Raw genomic sequence first — 14,220 nt, forward strand, 5'->3', positions numbered from 1 at the left:
TGAATAAAAAAGTGGCACAATATATTGTGTTGTGCTATGATACAAGTGGCTAAATGTTGAAGCAGAAAAATGGAGGAAAACATGGCAAAAGTTGGAATAGTAATGGGTAGTGATTCAGATATGCCCGTTATGGCAAAAGCTGCAGATATTCTGGAGGAGCTCGGAATCGAATACGATATGAGGATAATATCCGCTCATAGAGAACCCGATGAATTTTTTGAATATGCGAAGACTGCAGAGGAAAAGGGATTTAAAGTAATTATCGCCGGAGCAGGAATGGCAGCACATCTTCCCGGAATGTGTGCTGCAATCTTTCCCATGCCCGTAATAGGAATCCCTATGCACACAACTTCTTTGGGGGGCCGTGATTCATTATACAGTATAGTTCAGATGCCTACAGGTATTCCTGTTGCTACAGTAGCTATCAACGGTGGAGCAAATGCAGGTATTCTTGCTGCAAAGATTCTGGCAACGGGAGATGCGGAGCTTCTTGAAAAGCTTAAGAAGTATACAGCATCACTTAAGGACGGAGTTGTTGCCAAGGACGCAAGACTTCAGGAAGTCGGATACAAGAACTATTGATTGGAATATAAACAGGCAAAATGCGAGGAGTTAAATATTATGGCATTGGATTACAAAAAGGCAGGCGTTGACATTGAAGCAGGCTATAAGTCTGTTGAACTTATAAAAGGTTATGTAAAAGATACATTCAGACCTGAAGTACTTGGTGGTCTCGGTGGTTTTTCAGGAGCTTTTTCGCTTAGCAAGATAAAGGATATGGAAGATCCGGTTCTTTTGTCCGGAACAGACGGAGTCGGAACAAAGATAAAGCTTGCTTTTCTTCTTGATAAGCATGATACGATCGGTATCGATGCGGTTGCAATGTGTGTAAACGACGTTGCATGCGCAGGCGGAGAGCCTTTATTCTTCCTTGATTACATCGCATGCGGAAAGAATATTCCCGAGAAGATCGCAGCAATAGTTAAGGGTGTTGCTGAAGGCTGTAAGCAGTCTGATGCCGCACTTATCGGTGGTGAGACGGCAGAACATCCCGGACTTATGCCTGAGGATGAGTATGACGTTGCAGGATTTGCGGTTGGCGTTGTTGACAGAAAAGATATGATCGACGGAAGCACAATAAAGGACGGAGACGTTCTTATCGGTGTTGCTTCAAGCGGCGTTCACAGTAACGGTTTTTCACTTGTAAGAAAAGTATTTGATATGACAAAAGAGAGTCTTGAGACATATTACGATGAGCTCGGTGCTACTCTCGGTGAGACACTTCTTACACCTACAAGAATCTATGTAAAGATGATGAAGGCAATCAAGAATGCCGGTGTTAAGGTTAAGGGATGCAGCCATATCACAGGCGGCGGATTCTATGAGAATGTGCCCAGAATGCTTCCTGACGGAATCAAGGCTGTAATTGAGAAGAACAGCTATGATATTCCTCCTATCTTCAAGCTTATGCAGGAAAAGGGCGGAATTGAAGAGCAGATGATGTACAACACATATAACATGGGACTTGGAATGGTTCTTGCCGTTGATCCAAGTGATGTGGATGCTACAATGAATGCTATTGTTTCAGCCGGAGACAAGGCTTGGGTAGTAGGTAAGGCAGTTGCAGGTGAGAAGGGTGTAGAACTCGTATGAAGATAGCGGTTATGGTTTCCGGTGGCGGAACAAATCTTCAGGCAATAATCGACGGAATAGCTGACGGCTCTATAACAAATACAGAGATCTCGCTTGTATACAGCAACAATCCAAATGCTTATGCGATCGAGAGAGCCAAGAAAGCGGGTATTCCCTATGCGGTTAAGAGCCCCAAGGAATTTGACAGCAGAGATGAGTTTAATAAAGCCCTGCTTAAGATCTTACAGGATGCGAATCCGGATCTTATTGTTTTGGCAGGATGTCTTGTTGTTATTCCGGAGTGCGTTGTTAAGGCATTCCCCAACAAGATAATAAATATTCATCCTTCGCTTATACCGGCATTTTGCGGTACCGGGTTCTATGGACTTAAGGTGCATGAGCAGGTGCTTAAGAGAGGCGTAAGAGTATCCGGTGCAACGGTTCATTTTGTTGATGAGGGAACGGATACCGGCCCGATAATATTGCAGAAGCCTGTTATGATCAGGCAGGATGATACTCCGGAAGTGCTTCAGAAACGTATTATGGAGCAGGCGGAGTGGAAAATTATGCCTATGGCGATAGACCTTATAGCCAATGGCAAAGTCAGAGTAGAAGATCACAAAGTTATTGTTGAAGGATACGAAGAGGAGAAAATTTTTTCATGAAGGTTTTAATAGTTGGCGGAGGCGGAAGAGAACATGCCATTGCTGAGGCTGTTTCCAGAAGCCCTCAGGTATCAAAAATATATTGTGCTCCCGGAAACGGCGGAATTGCCGAGCTTGCTGAGTGTGTGCCGATTACACCTATGGAGTTTGATAAGCTCGTTTCTTTTGCAAAAGAGAAAGAGATAGATCTTACGGTTATCGGAATGGACGATCCGCTTGTTGGCGGAATCGTAGATGCATTCGAAGCAGAGGGACTCAGAGTATTCGGCCCCAGAAAGAATGCGGCAATACTTGAAGGAAGTAAGGCTTTTTCAAAAGACCTTATGAAGAAATACAATATTCCCACAGCAGCGTATGAGACATTTGATAATGCCGCAGATGCTCTTAAGTATCTTGAAACGGCAAAATTCCCCATCGTTCTTAAGGCTGACGGGCTTGCGCTCGGTAAGGGCGTTCTTATCTGCAACAGCCTTGAGGAAGCTAAGGATGGCGTAAAAGAGATCATGGAGGATAAGAAATTCGGAGATGCCGGAAATCACATGGTTATCGAAGAATTTATGACAGGTAGAGAAGTATCCGTATTGTCTTTTGTAGATGGAAAGACAATAAAGCTCATGTCTTCAGCTCAGGATCATAAGAGAGCGGGAGACGGAGATACCGGACTCAATACGGGAGGAATGGGCAATTTCTCACCCAGTCCTTTCTACACGGAAGAAGTAGACAAATTCTGCCGTGAAAATATCTATAGCAGAACTGTAGAAGCTATGGCAAGTGAGGGAAGAGAGTTCAAGGGAGTAATCTTCTTCGGACTCATGCTCACACAGGACGGTCCTAAAGTTCTTGAGTACAATGCGAGATTTGGAGATCCCGAGGCGCAGGTTGTTCTCCCCAGACTCAAGACAGATATCATAGACGTATTTAATGCGTGTATCGATGGTAAGCTTGATCAGATCAATCTTGAATTTGAGGATAAAGCAGCCGTATGCGTTGTTCTTGCAAGTGAAGGGTACCCGGTAAGCTATGAAAAGGGCAAACTTATTACCGGACTTGAGAATTTCAAGGGCAAAGACGGATATTATTGTTTCCATGCGGGAACAAAAGAAACTCCGGAGGGCATAGTTACCAACGGAGGAAGAGTTCTTGGTATCACTGCAAAGGGAGATACCTTGGAAGAAGCTCGCGCGAAGGCTTACGAAGCAACAGAGTGGGTAAGCTTTGATAACAAGTATATGCGCCACGATATAGGTAAAGCGATAGATGAAGCAAAGAAGTAATACGATCTGCAAAAGTGCCTGCAGTATAATGGCACAAATCCTAAGTTGAAAAGGAGGCTGTATGAAGAATACGATGGAAAAGATAATAAGAAACACTATACTTTCTCTAGCATTGTCATTAGCAGTTTTTATCGGCTTCGGGATTGGTGCGCATGCATTTACGACGACAACCGGAACTGTAACATCTGATAATGTAAAAGTGAGGAAGTCGGCAAGCACATCGTCGGATCAGGTATCAAGTGTAAAAAAAGGTGCCACGGTCGACATTCTCGGTGAGGAGACAGATGAATCCGGAACAATATGGTACAAGATCAAAGTTAAAGGTGATGAAACCGGATACATAAGAAACGATCTTGTAAGCAAATCAGGCGGATCTGAATCATCAGGGAATTCTACAGGCGGTTCAGGTACAACGGCTGTTGATCAGAAATCTGTAGAAGTTTTGGCTGAGAACGGAACTGTCAGACAGGGTGCGGGCACTGATAAAGATGCCGTAGGAAAAGTAAAAAAAGGTGATATAGTAACAATTACCGGCGAAACAAAAGGAGCTGACGGAAAGAAATGGTATGAAATATCTTTCGGAGAAAACGGTTCCAAAGGATTTGTAAGAAGCGATCTTGTTTCTGAGACTCCGGTTGTAGCATCAAAATCTGTTAAATCAGAGCAGACGGATGCTCCGTCAGATGACGGAAGCCCGGATGTAATAGCGGATCTTGCCGCTGTGGATGATGTTATGGGTATTGAAGACGCCGGAGATGAAACAGGCGATGATTCGTCAGAAGATTCTGATATGCAGAGTGGTTCAGAGCCTACTGCTCCCACAGAGGCCGGAGACGGACAGTATACTATTTCATATGAAGATGATACATGGTATCTTACTGATTTCTCAGATGCAGAGAAGCCTCAGAAGATGCAGATTCCTCAGATTGTTAAACTTGCAAAACAGGCTAAGGAATTCCATGATAAACTGGCAGTATTTAAAAAGGTTATAATTGCAGTCGGCTCACTTGCCGTTGTATTGCTTGTTTTAGCTATTATTCTCGGAATCAGGCTCAGAGACGCAGCTTATTATGATGAAGAAGAGGACGAAGAAGACGAAGATGAAGACGAGGAGGAAGACGAATATGATCGTTATTCGGCTCCTTCCAAGAAACGTTCTCGCGGCGCTGCAAGAGAGAAGATGAGAGATGACTCTGAAGAGGATGTAAGACCTAAGAGAAGACGTTCAAGAGAAGAAGATGAGGACGAACCTCGTGAAAGTAGAAGAGTATCTCCCAGAAGAGCGGCAGCCGAAGAGGCACCCGAGAGACCTTCAAGAAGAACCGTAACTCCTGATCATGATGATGACGAAAGAGTTGCAAGACCTTCAAGAGGTGAGAGACCTATGAGAAGAAGAGCTGACGATCAGGTTGAAGAGCGTCCTTCAAGAAGCGTTGAAGAGAGAACGGTAAGACCTTCAAGAAGAGATGACGATTCGATGTACGGAGATTCAAGATACGAGGAGAGACAGCCTTCAGAAAGACGTATGAGATCTGAGGAAGTTGAAAAGGAAGAGCCTTCATCAAGAAGAGCAAAGAATTTCCTTGGAGATGACGATGATTTTGAGTTCGAATTCCTTGATCTTGATGATGACGACAGATAATAGGTATTAAAAGAATAAGATTATATAAGACGCAGACCTGCGGTTTTTCCGAAGGAATGCGTCTTTTTTTCGGCTTTTTTCATTCAATAATTTGACGAATCTGTATCACGTGTTATACTAAATGTATCACAAGTATGCAATAGGAGGCGGAGATGATCATAGAAATTGATTTTAACAGTGATGAAGCTATTTATATTCAGCTTTGTAATCAGATCATTTTGGGCATAGCTACGTCTCAATTTCGTGAGGGAGAACAGCTTCCAAGTGTGAGGCAGCTTGCGGAAACTATTGGTATCAATATGCATACCGTCAACAAAGCATATTCAATCTTGCAGAGAGAAGGCTTTGTGAAGATAGACAGAAGACGTGGTGCGATAATTGCCATTGATATCAACAGGCTTCAGGCGCTTCAGGAGGCTCAGTCAGAGCTGGCGGTTGTTCTTGCAAGAGCAATTTGTAAGGGAATAGATCGAGACGAAATACATGAACTTGTAGATAAGCTTTATGATAATTACGAAAGGATAGATGGGATATGAATGATCAGTTCACTGTCATGGCCGAGGATGCACTCAGACTCGCCAAGAAAACAGCAAGAAATCTTAAACTTAACTATGTTGGAACCGAGCACATTCTTATGGGACTTATCCTTGAGGACGGAAGCGTGGCTTCCAGAATCCTTATCGATAACGGCATAGATGAAGCCAGAATGATGGACATGATAAAGGACCTTATTGTTCCCGGAAGTAGCGTAAGGACTCTTGACAGAGACGGTTTTTCTCCGAGAGCCGAGAAGGTTCTTGAGGATTCACATATCATGTCTGAGCGCTTTAAGGCAGATAAGACCGGAACAGAGCATATTCTTTTGGCCCTGATCAAAGAGGGAGAAAATGTTGCTGTAAGACTTATCAGCACACTTAATGTGCCTGTACAGAAGATATATGCAGAAACTTTGGCTGCAATGGGAGAGGATCCCAATCTTGTAAAAGAAGACCTTGGAAGAAAGGTTAATCCCAGAGGTGGAAGAAAAGGATCTATCCTTGCTCAGTACAGCAGGGATATGACTGCGCTTGCACGCGAGAAAAAACTTGATCCCGTAGTAGGAAGAGAAAGAGAAATACAGAGAGTTATTCAGATATTAAGCCGTAGGACAAAGAATAATCCCTGCCTTATAGGTGAACCCGGTGTCGGCAAGACGGCTGTAGTAGAAGGGCTTGCACAGAGAATAGTTTCCGGAAATGTGCCTTTTACAGTACAGGATAAGAGACTGGTGACGTTGGATCTGTCTGGTATGATCGCAGGATCTAAGTACAGAGGCGAATTTGAGGAAAGAATCAAGAAGGTCATCAAAGAAGTTATTGATGACGGAAACATAATTCTTTTTGTTGATGAGATGCATACACTTATCGGAGCCGGTGGAGCAGAGGGCGCTATAGATGCATCAAATATTCTTAAGCCTTCTCTTGCAAGAGGCGAGATTCAGATGATAGGAGCAACAACTATCACTGAGTACCGCAAATATGTTGAGAAGGATGCGGCACTTGAGAGGCGTTTCCAGCCCGTCAATGTAGATGAACCTACCAAGGAAGAGGCTGAAGAAATCTTAAAAGGTGTTGTAAGCAAGTATGAGGAGCATCACAGGGTAACAATTACTCCCGAAGCGATTAAAGCTGCCGTTGAACTGTCTGAGAGATATATCAATGACAGAAATCTTCCCGATAAGGCTATCGATCTTATCGATGAGGCTGCTTCTGCGGTAAGACTTCATACAGTTGGAATTTCACCTAAGATCAAAGAGATTGAGGACGGTATTGCCGAATACGATCTTAAGATTGAGGAAGCACTTAAAAAGGATGATTTCGATCTTGCAGGACAGCTTAACAATGAGCAGAAGAAGCTTATTGCCAAGTACAACAGGGTTAAGAACGCAGATAAGAAAAAAGAGCTTTCTACGGGCCTTGTGGTAAATGAGAATGATATTGCGGAAGTTGTTGCCCAGTGGACAAGAATTCCCGTTAAAAAGATAGCTGAGAAGGAATCGGAGAAGCTCCTTAAGCTTGAATCCGTTCTTCATAAGAGAGTTATTGGCCAGGAAGATGCTGTTAAGGCGATTTCAAAGGCAATCAGAAGAGGAAGAGTAGGACTTCAGGATCCCAACAGACCTATCGGTTCTTTCTTGTTCCTTGGACCTACAGGTGTAGGTAAGACTGAGCTTTCGAAAGCTCTTGCAGAAGCTATGTTTGGCGATGAAAATGCGCTTATCAGGGTTGATATGTCCGAGTATATGGAAGGCCATTCGGTATCAAAGATGATCGGATCTCCTCCGGGATATGTAGGATATGATGAGGGCGGACAGCTTAGTGAGAAAGTAAGAAGACATCCGTATTCTGTAATCTTGTTTGATGAGATTGAGAAGGCACATCCCGATATTTTCAATGTACTTTTGCAGGTACTTGATGACGGTCATATCACTGATGCAAAGGGACGCAAGGTAAGCTTTAAGAATACCATTCTTATCATGACATCCAATGTGGGAGCACAGAAGATCGTGGATCCCAAGAAGCTTGGATTTGGTGCGGGAGATGATGCCAAGAAGGACTATGAAGATATGAAGTCCGGAGTTATGGAGGAAGTAAAGAGACTCTTTAAGCCGGAGTTTATCAACCGTATTGATGAGATACAGGTATTCCATACCCTTACGGAAAAAGAGATGATGGATATTGTTTCTCTTCTTTCACGCAATCTCAGCAAGAGATGCAAGGAGCAGATGAATATCAATCTCACTATTTCACCTGCGGTAAAGAAATTCCTTATTGAGAAGCATTCTGACGCCAAAATGGGCGCAAGACCTCTTAAGAGGGCTATTCAGTCAGCTATTGAGGATGCGATGGCAGAAGAGCTTCTAAAGGGCAATATTAAGGCCGGAAGCGATGTTACGGTATCTTTAAAAGACAAGAAAATCGTATTTGTTTCCGCAGATGGTAAGAAAACTTCAGTAAAGAAGGTCGCTGTAAAGACAACCAAGCCCGGAAAGGCACTTAAAACAAAGACTTCTGTGACTACAAAGAAGCCTGCTTCCAAGAAAAGTATAAAAAGTGCCAAAAAGACGTCAAAAAAATAAGTGAATTTTAAGTTTATAATTAGACGGATATGAATTATAATAATTATAACTATTATTAGCACCAAATCTCAGGAGGGTTATTATGGCTGTCGTAGAGCAGTTGATACGTGCCGAGAGTGATGGAAGCATCAGCTTCGGTAACTATGAGCTTAATGAAAAGAAAAAACTAGAAAACTTTGAACACAACGGAGATGTATTTAAAGTAAAGACCTTTAAGGACATTACAAAGCTTGAGTGTAACGATAATTTCGTATATGAATCCGTTCCGGGCACTGCAGTTTTAGGCTTTAAAGAGACAGAAGGAGGAGTTGAGTTTAGTGTTGAAGGCGAAAACGACGCACAGATCACACTCGGACTTCTTGAAAATACAGAGTACAGTGTTTGTGTAAACGGTAACAGCATCGGCAAGATGAGCACTAACCTCGGAGGTAAACTTAATCTGAGTGTTGAGTTATCGGGAAATGGCGCTATAAGCGTAAAAGTTGAGAAGTAAAAAAAGTATAAGAAGGGCTTTTCGATGATATTCGAAGAGCCCTTTTATTGAGTAGAAAGGTGCGAAAAGATATGGCAACAAAGATAAAGACTGTTTTTTACTGCCAGAACTGCGGATATGAATCGTCCAAATGGATGGGACAGTGTCCCGGATGTAAAGAATGGAATACCTTTGTGGAAGAGACTGTGAAGCCGACGTCCAAAAAGCAGGGAATCACATCGGCTGGGCAGGTAAGAGGAGAATACAGCAGTCCAAAATCTCTTTCTGAGATAGAGATGAAAGATGAGGAGAGGGCTGATACGCATATAAACGAACTTAACAGAGTGCTTGGAGGCGGACTTGTAAGGGGCTCGCTTATTCTTGTGGGCGGAGATCCGGGAATAGGTAAGTCAACGCTCCTTCTTCAGGTTGCAGGCAATCTTTCGGGAGATAAGAAGGACGTTCTATATATTTCAGGCGAGGAATCGCTTAGGCAGATAAAGCTTCGCGCCAACAGAATAGGAGATTTTTCCGAAACGCTGAAGTTTATGTGCGAGACCAATCTTGAGAATATTGAAGAAACAATAAACAGGACAAAGCCTGAAGTTGTGATAATTGATTCGATACAGACGATGTTCAGCGATTCCGTGACATCGGCACCCGGAAGTGTTTCACAGGTAAGAGAATCTACAGCCGTGCTTCTAAGGATTGCCAAGAGTCTTAATATTACCGTATTCATAGTCGGACATGTGACCAAAGAAGGACAGGTTGCGGGACCGAGAGTACTTGAGCATATGGTTGATACCGTTCTTTATTTTGAGGGTGACAGGCATGCATCATACAGGATCCTTCGTGCAGTCAAAAACCGTTTCGGTTCAACAAATGAGATAGGCGTTTTTGAGATGCAGGAGAAAGGACTTGCCGAAGTTACCAATCCTTCTGAGTTTATGCTTGAGGGAAAACCCGAAAATGCATGTGGTTCTATCGTTACATGTTCTGTAGAGGGAACCAGACCTATACTTATTGAGATTCAGGCGCTTGTGTGCAGGAGTAATTTTGGATTTCCGAGGCGCCAGGCAAACGGAACAGATTATAACAGGGTTAATCTTCTTATGGCCGTTCTTGAAAAGAGAGTAGGACTTCAGATGGGAGAATATGATGCTTATGTTAATCTTGCGGGCGGAATGAAGCTTGCAGAGCCTTCTCTTGACCTTGGAATATGTATGGCGATTATTTCAAGCTTTAAGAATAAGCCTATAGGTGATGATGTCATTGCTTTCGGCGAGGTCGGACTTTCGGGGGAAGTAAGGTCGGTAAATATGGCCGATTCAAGAGTTCAGGAAGCTGAAAAACTTGGATTTAAGACATGTATAGTTCCGAAGGCTCTTGAAAGTAAACTAAAAAAGAGTGCAAAGAGTATAAGTATTGTCGGCGTCTCATCCGTTGCAGATGCAATGAACTATATTTAAAGGCAAAGAAGAGGCTTAGCCGCGGTATTTACTATCGCTGCTAAGCCTTATATTTTCTCTTATTCTTTTATCTTTATTTGTGACAGGTAGATTGCTGTTCCTGCTGCTAACAAGATGATTAATAACCTTAGATTTATGTTTGATTCATCAAATGTTTTGGACATTCTTGCAATTCTGCTGACTCCGAGAATTTTATTGTTGTTTTCGGAGCTTGTCTTTTCCATGGTCTTTCCGCCTATTATAACAGCTTTTTTCGGGAGAGCTTTTTCTTTTATACCTGTTGTGGCGGGAGTGCTGTCATCGTCTGAATTGCCACTCTTCTTGCTGTTGTGGCCGTCGACAAGGACAAGCCGACCGTTTACACATTCTACGTTGTAATATTTGGTCACATCATTGCCGTTTTCGTCGACAATTCTGTAACTTGTGATCTCGTTTACAGATGAGCCTATACCACTTTGGCTTCCGTTAATAACAACATCTACGAGGCTGTGTCCTTTAAGGAGTGAACCGGATGTAATCGTAACGTTCTTGTTTGTAATAGTCTCTCCTGAATAGTTCTGTACGGTTGTTCCCGCTTCGATAGTGATCTTTCTGGATGTGACTTTAAACTGATTGGATGAAGGTTCCTTTTTTGCAATCTGAGTTGATGGAATGGATGATATAACGTTTCCTTTATCATCAACTACTTTTACAACAATATTTTCGGGCGCGATTACCTTATTGTCGAATATGAAAGGAATTTCATATGACCCTATCTGTTTGGCAACTACATAAGCAGCGTCGATATTAACCCAATAACGGATTCCGTTATGGCTGAAATAAGTACCTGAACCATTTTCTCCGGCGTGAACTTCTTGTTTTATTAAACGACCGAGTGCATCAAAAAAAGACGTTACATAATTAGTGGTTGAATTGTTGTCTGCTACCGTTATGTTGAAGCCGCCGATGTAGTGGTCTTCGCCGTCATATTCAAACGCCGGTGTGTTACATGCTGTCTCGATATGGATGGTAACATCCGGAACAGGACCGTTTGAAATTATTGGAATGCTTCGTTTCCTTATTACGCCGTCTACATAGATATCATCGTAGTATTCGGAATTGATGTAGTACCAGGCAATATATTGCGTGTTGGGATCAAAAGAACATTTTTCTTTAATCTCATCTGCAGTAGGGTAGCGGGACAGTGAAGATGCCACGCTGTTTTGCAAGATTATGCCTTCTGTGTTGTCGTTGTTGCCGCCATCTGAAACAGAAGGGGTAAATTTGCTCCTGATGCCTTCTTCGATGGCATCATTTACTTCTATTTCAGCTATATAGCTGTTCCCTGTAGAATATGCTGTTGATTCGTCGATTTCTCCTTCGGTGCTGTCGAGGATACGGAAAGTAACATTAAGTTTGGGACTTTCTTTAGTGTCTCCTTCGCCCGGATTTTCTTCTTGAGGTCCTTGGCCTGAATCTCCCGAATCTTCTTCGTCTTGCTCTTTTCCGTCTTGGTCTTCGTCGATCGAAAATTCCTCTCGTTTTATTAATTGGGGTATTTTCTTCGGTTGGTCTATTTCTTTAGTGTCATTGACCGGCTGCTTGGCTGGTATATCGAGATTTTCTTTTTCGGGTTCTTTTGATGAATTATCAATGGATGTCGTAGCAATGTGGGTCGTATTATCTTTTTCTGTGTTATTCTGTTCAGTTTTTACTTCTATCTTTTTTTCGTAGTCTTTAGAAGTACTTCCGGTGCTTGCAGCGTTGCTTTGTAGGTCGTTATTAGCTTCTTGTGCGTGCGTCGGAACAGAGGAACAGAAACATTCCGCAATAGTCATAACTGCGATCAACACAGCGGGGACTACCGCAGAGATACCTCTCTTGCGCATATATGATTACTCCTGTATTTCAAATATAAATATTCCAAATTTTAATATTACGAACTATAATATCATAATCCTAAACTTTTTGTAAAATATGTCGATAAAATTTATATACTGAATATAAATACTATCCGGAGGATGATGATAGATTATGAAAAACTTAGGAATGAAAGCTGTTTCGGCGCTTCTTTCGGCGGCTGTTTTTATGGGAGTTTCTTTTTCGGGAGTGGCAACTGTAGATGCTTATGCCGTTGATGATCCGTATACCGCTTTTTCAAAGGCAACTACCGTATATAACGGAGTTGATTATAAGGCGGAATATAATCCGTTGTATTATTATCTGAACTATGCGGATCTGAGAAATGCTTTTGGGGCAAATCCGGATAAACTTGTTGAGCACTGGGTTATCTTTGGTAAAAAAGAGGGCAGGGTTGCCAATAAACTTATAGGAGACAGCACGGAGTTTGTTGTTCCTACAGGAGAGAAGGATGTTATTGTCATTCCAAAGACAAAGCATGATAACGGAGGAATGACATACGATCAGGAAATACAGGCAAGAAATATTGCAAAGCAGATTGCCGAAGCTATTGAAAATGCCGCAGATGCAGGAAATACATCGGCATCATCCGGATCTTCGGGATCGTCAAAGTCTAAGTCTTCCAAGAAAAAGACTATTAAAGATGTTGAGAAGGTTGCATATGCTGCGGGAATAGTTAAGGCATACTGTGACCTTGGCACATATACTACAAAGGGTAAGATGTACCGCACGGCATACGGAGTCTTTATCGGAGGCGAGTATTCATGCGCGGGAGCGACAAGAGCGCTTGGACTTATCCTTGATTATCTTGGAATATCATGGGTTCACAAGAATATAAATTCATGGGAAGATCAGTGGTGCCAGGTCATTGTTGACGGTAAAGAGGGCTATGGAGACGGAATTACCGCAACAGCAGGTTACGGAAAGCATCCCAATGAGGGTGGCGATGCAAAAGATGTTGTTTCGTATTCTAAGATAAGATATAAATTTGAAGTGGCAACAGAAAAGCCGAAGAAGGAAAAGTAATGAATGAGAACATGATGCGGAGAGCTAAGAAAGTCGCGGCATTTATAGTTTCTTTTGCGGTAGCGGTCGGAACGACCATAAATTCGGGAGCTTCGGGAACTACTGAAATAAATGCGCTTACTTTTAGCAAGAATCCGGAAATTACAACAGTTCATATAGGAAGTGATGTACAGTCCATTACATCGGACGCGTTTAAGGGGCTTTTTAAACTAAAATCAGTTACTGTCAGCGAGAAGAATCCTTATTATTCGTCATTTAGTGACTGCCTTTACAACAAGAATAAAACGGTTTTGTTGTGCTTCCCGCCGGCGCTTACAAGTGCAAGGATTCCGGCAAGTGTAACTTCGATAGGCGAAAATGCACTTCTGGGAGTGGGAACGGAGCTGAAGAATCAGATAATAAATGCTGTTAATGCCCAGGCGGGTGAGAGCCTTACCGAGGATAAGGTGCCGGGAGAACATTTTGTACATACGCAATACGGTATCAGGTGGAAGGACAAAAAAGGTAACCTCATTGAGCCAAAAAGTGAGATAATGAGGCTTGCGGCTTCTGTTGTCGAAGCATGTACAGACGGTACGATGACGCAGAGCAGGCAGCTTGAAAGATGCTTTAATTACTTCATAAACGAGGTTTCCTATGAAAGGGAAATGAAAGTTCCGGTAGGAGATTGGACGAGCGATTACGCATGTCAGATTCTTTTTACCGGAAAGGGAAACTGCTATAAATATGCGGCAGCGTTTGCTTATATAGCCAGGGGGCTGGGGTATGAGGCAAAGGTGTGCAGCGGAACGGTAGCGGCTGCAAGTGGAGGAAGAACGCCACATGCATGGACAGAAGTAAAAATCGGCGACAACTGGTATATTTTTGACACAGAGATGCAGGACGCAAAGGGAAGCGGATATTACAAGCAGACTTATGACAAATATCCCGCGGGGCCTATTGAAAAATCTTCGTCCTGGACTGTATATTATCAGTAAAAAAGGCTAAGTGCTTTTTTATACCGCACGGGCGCGGGTTAGCCCG

General features: G+C 42.8%; 12 protein-coding genes. 11 read left to right on the top strand and 1 reads right to left on the bottom strand.

Translation table 11 applies throughout. The features are described 5' to 3' along the window. The first annotated feature begins 81 nt into the window (after nucleotides 1-81). The 9 genes from purE to radA all read left to right on the top strand — a co-directional run bounded on the left by purE (nucleotide 82) and on the right by radA (nucleotide 10,272). Nucleotides 82-582, top strand: coding sequence for a 5-(carboxyamino)imidazole ribonucleotide mutase (gene purE, locus BM398_RS04050; protein WP_026655389.1), 501 nt, complete (start codon nucleotides 82-84; stop codon nucleotides 580-582). A 45-nt stretch (nucleotides 583-627) separates the two neighbouring features. Continuing rightward, entirely contained in the window at nucleotides 628-1,653 is a 1,026-nt protein-coding gene (purM, locus tag BM398_RS04055) for a phosphoribosylformylglycinamidine cyclo-ligase (RefSeq protein WP_092336572.1), read from the top strand. Then, nucleotides 1,650-2,297, top strand: a complete 648-nt coding sequence (gene purN / locus BM398_RS04060) for a phosphoribosylglycinamide formyltransferase (protein ID WP_026655386.1) — start codon at nucleotides 1,650-1,652, stop codon at nucleotides 2,295-2,297. Before purM ends, purN begins: the two co-directional genes overlap by 4 nt. Continuing rightward, nucleotides 2,294-3,571, top strand: coding sequence for a phosphoribosylamine--glycine ligase (gene purD / locus BM398_RS04065; protein ID WP_092336526.1), 1,278 nt, complete (start codon nucleotides 2,294-2,296; stop codon nucleotides 3,569-3,571). Before purN ends, purD begins: the two co-directional genes overlap by 4 nt. A 61-nt stretch (nucleotides 3,572-3,632) precedes the next feature. Continuing rightward, nucleotides 3,633-5,213 (top strand): SH3 domain-containing protein, encoded by a 1,581-nt coding sequence (locus BM398_RS04070; protein ID WP_092336527.1) that lies wholly within the window; start codon nucleotides 3,633-3,635, stop codon nucleotides 5,211-5,213. Between the two features lie 152 nt (nucleotides 5,214-5,365). Further along, nucleotides 5,366-5,749, top strand: coding sequence for a GntR family transcriptional regulator (locus BM398_RS04075; RefSeq protein WP_026655383.1), 384 nt, complete (start codon nucleotides 5,366-5,368; stop codon nucleotides 5,747-5,749). Then, the gene (locus BM398_RS04080) at nucleotides 5,746-8,331 is read left to right on the top strand and encodes an ATP-dependent Clp protease ATP-binding subunit (protein WP_092336528.1); all 2,586 of its coding nucleotides are present in this window, start codon (nucleotides 5,746-5,748) and stop codon (nucleotides 8,329-8,331) included. Before BM398_RS04075 ends, BM398_RS04080 begins: the two co-directional genes overlap by 4 nt. An 82-nt stretch (nucleotides 8,332-8,413) precedes the next feature. Continuing rightward, a complete protein-coding gene (locus tag BM398_RS04085; RefSeq protein WP_026655380.1) occupies nucleotides 8,414-8,824 on the top strand; it encodes a hypothetical protein in 411 nt (136 codons plus the stop codon). Nucleotides 8,825-8,895: 71 nt separating this feature from the next. Further along, entirely contained in the window at nucleotides 8,896-10,272 is a 1,377-nt protein-coding gene (radA, locus tag BM398_RS04090) for a DNA repair protein RadA (RefSeq protein ID WP_092336529.1), read from the top strand. Between the two features lie 59 nt (nucleotides 10,273-10,331). On the opposite strand, the gene BM398_RS04095 is transcribed toward radA, so the two are convergent. Beyond that, on the bottom strand, nucleotides 10,332-12,140 hold the full coding sequence (locus tag BM398_RS04095) for a hypothetical protein (RefSeq protein ID WP_092336530.1): 1,809 nt from the start codon (nucleotides 12,138-12,140) through the stop codon (nucleotides 10,332-10,334). A gap of 145 nt (nucleotides 12,141-12,285) precedes the next feature. Between BM398_RS04095 and BM398_RS04100 the strand changes: the two genes are divergently transcribed. Both BM398_RS04100 and BM398_RS04105 read left to right on the top strand, forming a co-directional pair. Next, entirely contained in the window at nucleotides 12,286-13,197 is a 912-nt protein-coding gene (locus tag BM398_RS04100; RefSeq protein ID WP_092336531.1) for a hypothetical protein, read from the top strand. After that, entirely contained in the window at nucleotides 13,197-14,174 is a 978-nt protein-coding gene (locus BM398_RS04105) for a transglutaminase domain-containing protein (RefSeq protein WP_092336532.1), read from the top strand. Before BM398_RS04100 ends, BM398_RS04105 begins: the two co-directional genes overlap by 1 nt. The last annotated feature ends 46 nt before the right edge of the window (nucleotides 14,175-14,220 follow it).

Source organism: Butyrivibrio sp. M55, assembly GCF_900116865.1.
Classification (GTDB): Bacteria; Bacillota; Clostridia; order Lachnospirales; family Lachnospiraceae; genus Butyrivibrio.

Bases quoted from the DNA above. Each gene is read 5' to 3' on its own strand.
- purN (WP_026655386.1), top strand. From the start codon at position 1,650: ATGAAGATAGCGGTTATGGTTTCCGGTGGCGGAACAAATCTTCAGGCA.
- purD (WP_092336526.1), top strand. From the start codon at position 2,294: ATGAAGGTTTTAATAGTTGGCGGAGGCGGAAGAGAACATGCCATTGCT.
- BM398_RS04080 (WP_092336528.1), top strand. From the start codon at position 5,746: ATGAATGATCAGTTCACTGTCATGGCCGAGGATGCACTCAGACTCGCC.
- BM398_RS04100 (WP_092336531.1), top strand. From the start codon at position 12,286: ATGAAAAACTTAGGAATGAAAGCTGTTTCGGCGCTTCTTTCGGCGGCT.
- BM398_RS04095 (WP_092336530.1), bottom strand. From the start codon at position 12,140: ATGCGCAAGAGAGGTATCTCTGCGGTAGTCCCCGCTGTGTTGATCGCA.
- BM398_RS04105 (WP_092336532.1), top strand. From the start codon at position 13,197: ATGAATGAGAACATGATGCGGAGAGCTAAGAAAGTCGCGGCATTTATA.
- radA (WP_092336529.1), top strand. From the start codon at position 8,896: ATGGCAACAAAGATAAAGACTGTTTTTTACTGCCAGAACTGCGGATAT.
- BM398_RS04070 (WP_092336527.1), top strand. From the start codon at position 3,633: ATGAAGAATACGATGGAAAAGATAATAAGAAACACTATACTTTCTCTA.
- purE (WP_026655389.1), top strand. From the start codon at position 82: ATGGCAAAAGTTGGAATAGTAATGGGTAGTGATTCAGATATGCCCGTT.
- BM398_RS04075 (WP_026655383.1), top strand. From the start codon at position 5,366: ATGATCATAGAAATTGATTTTAACAGTGATGAAGCTATTTATATTCAG.
- BM398_RS04085 (WP_026655380.1), top strand. From the start codon at position 8,414: ATGGCTGTCGTAGAGCAGTTGATACGTGCCGAGAGTGATGGAAGCATC.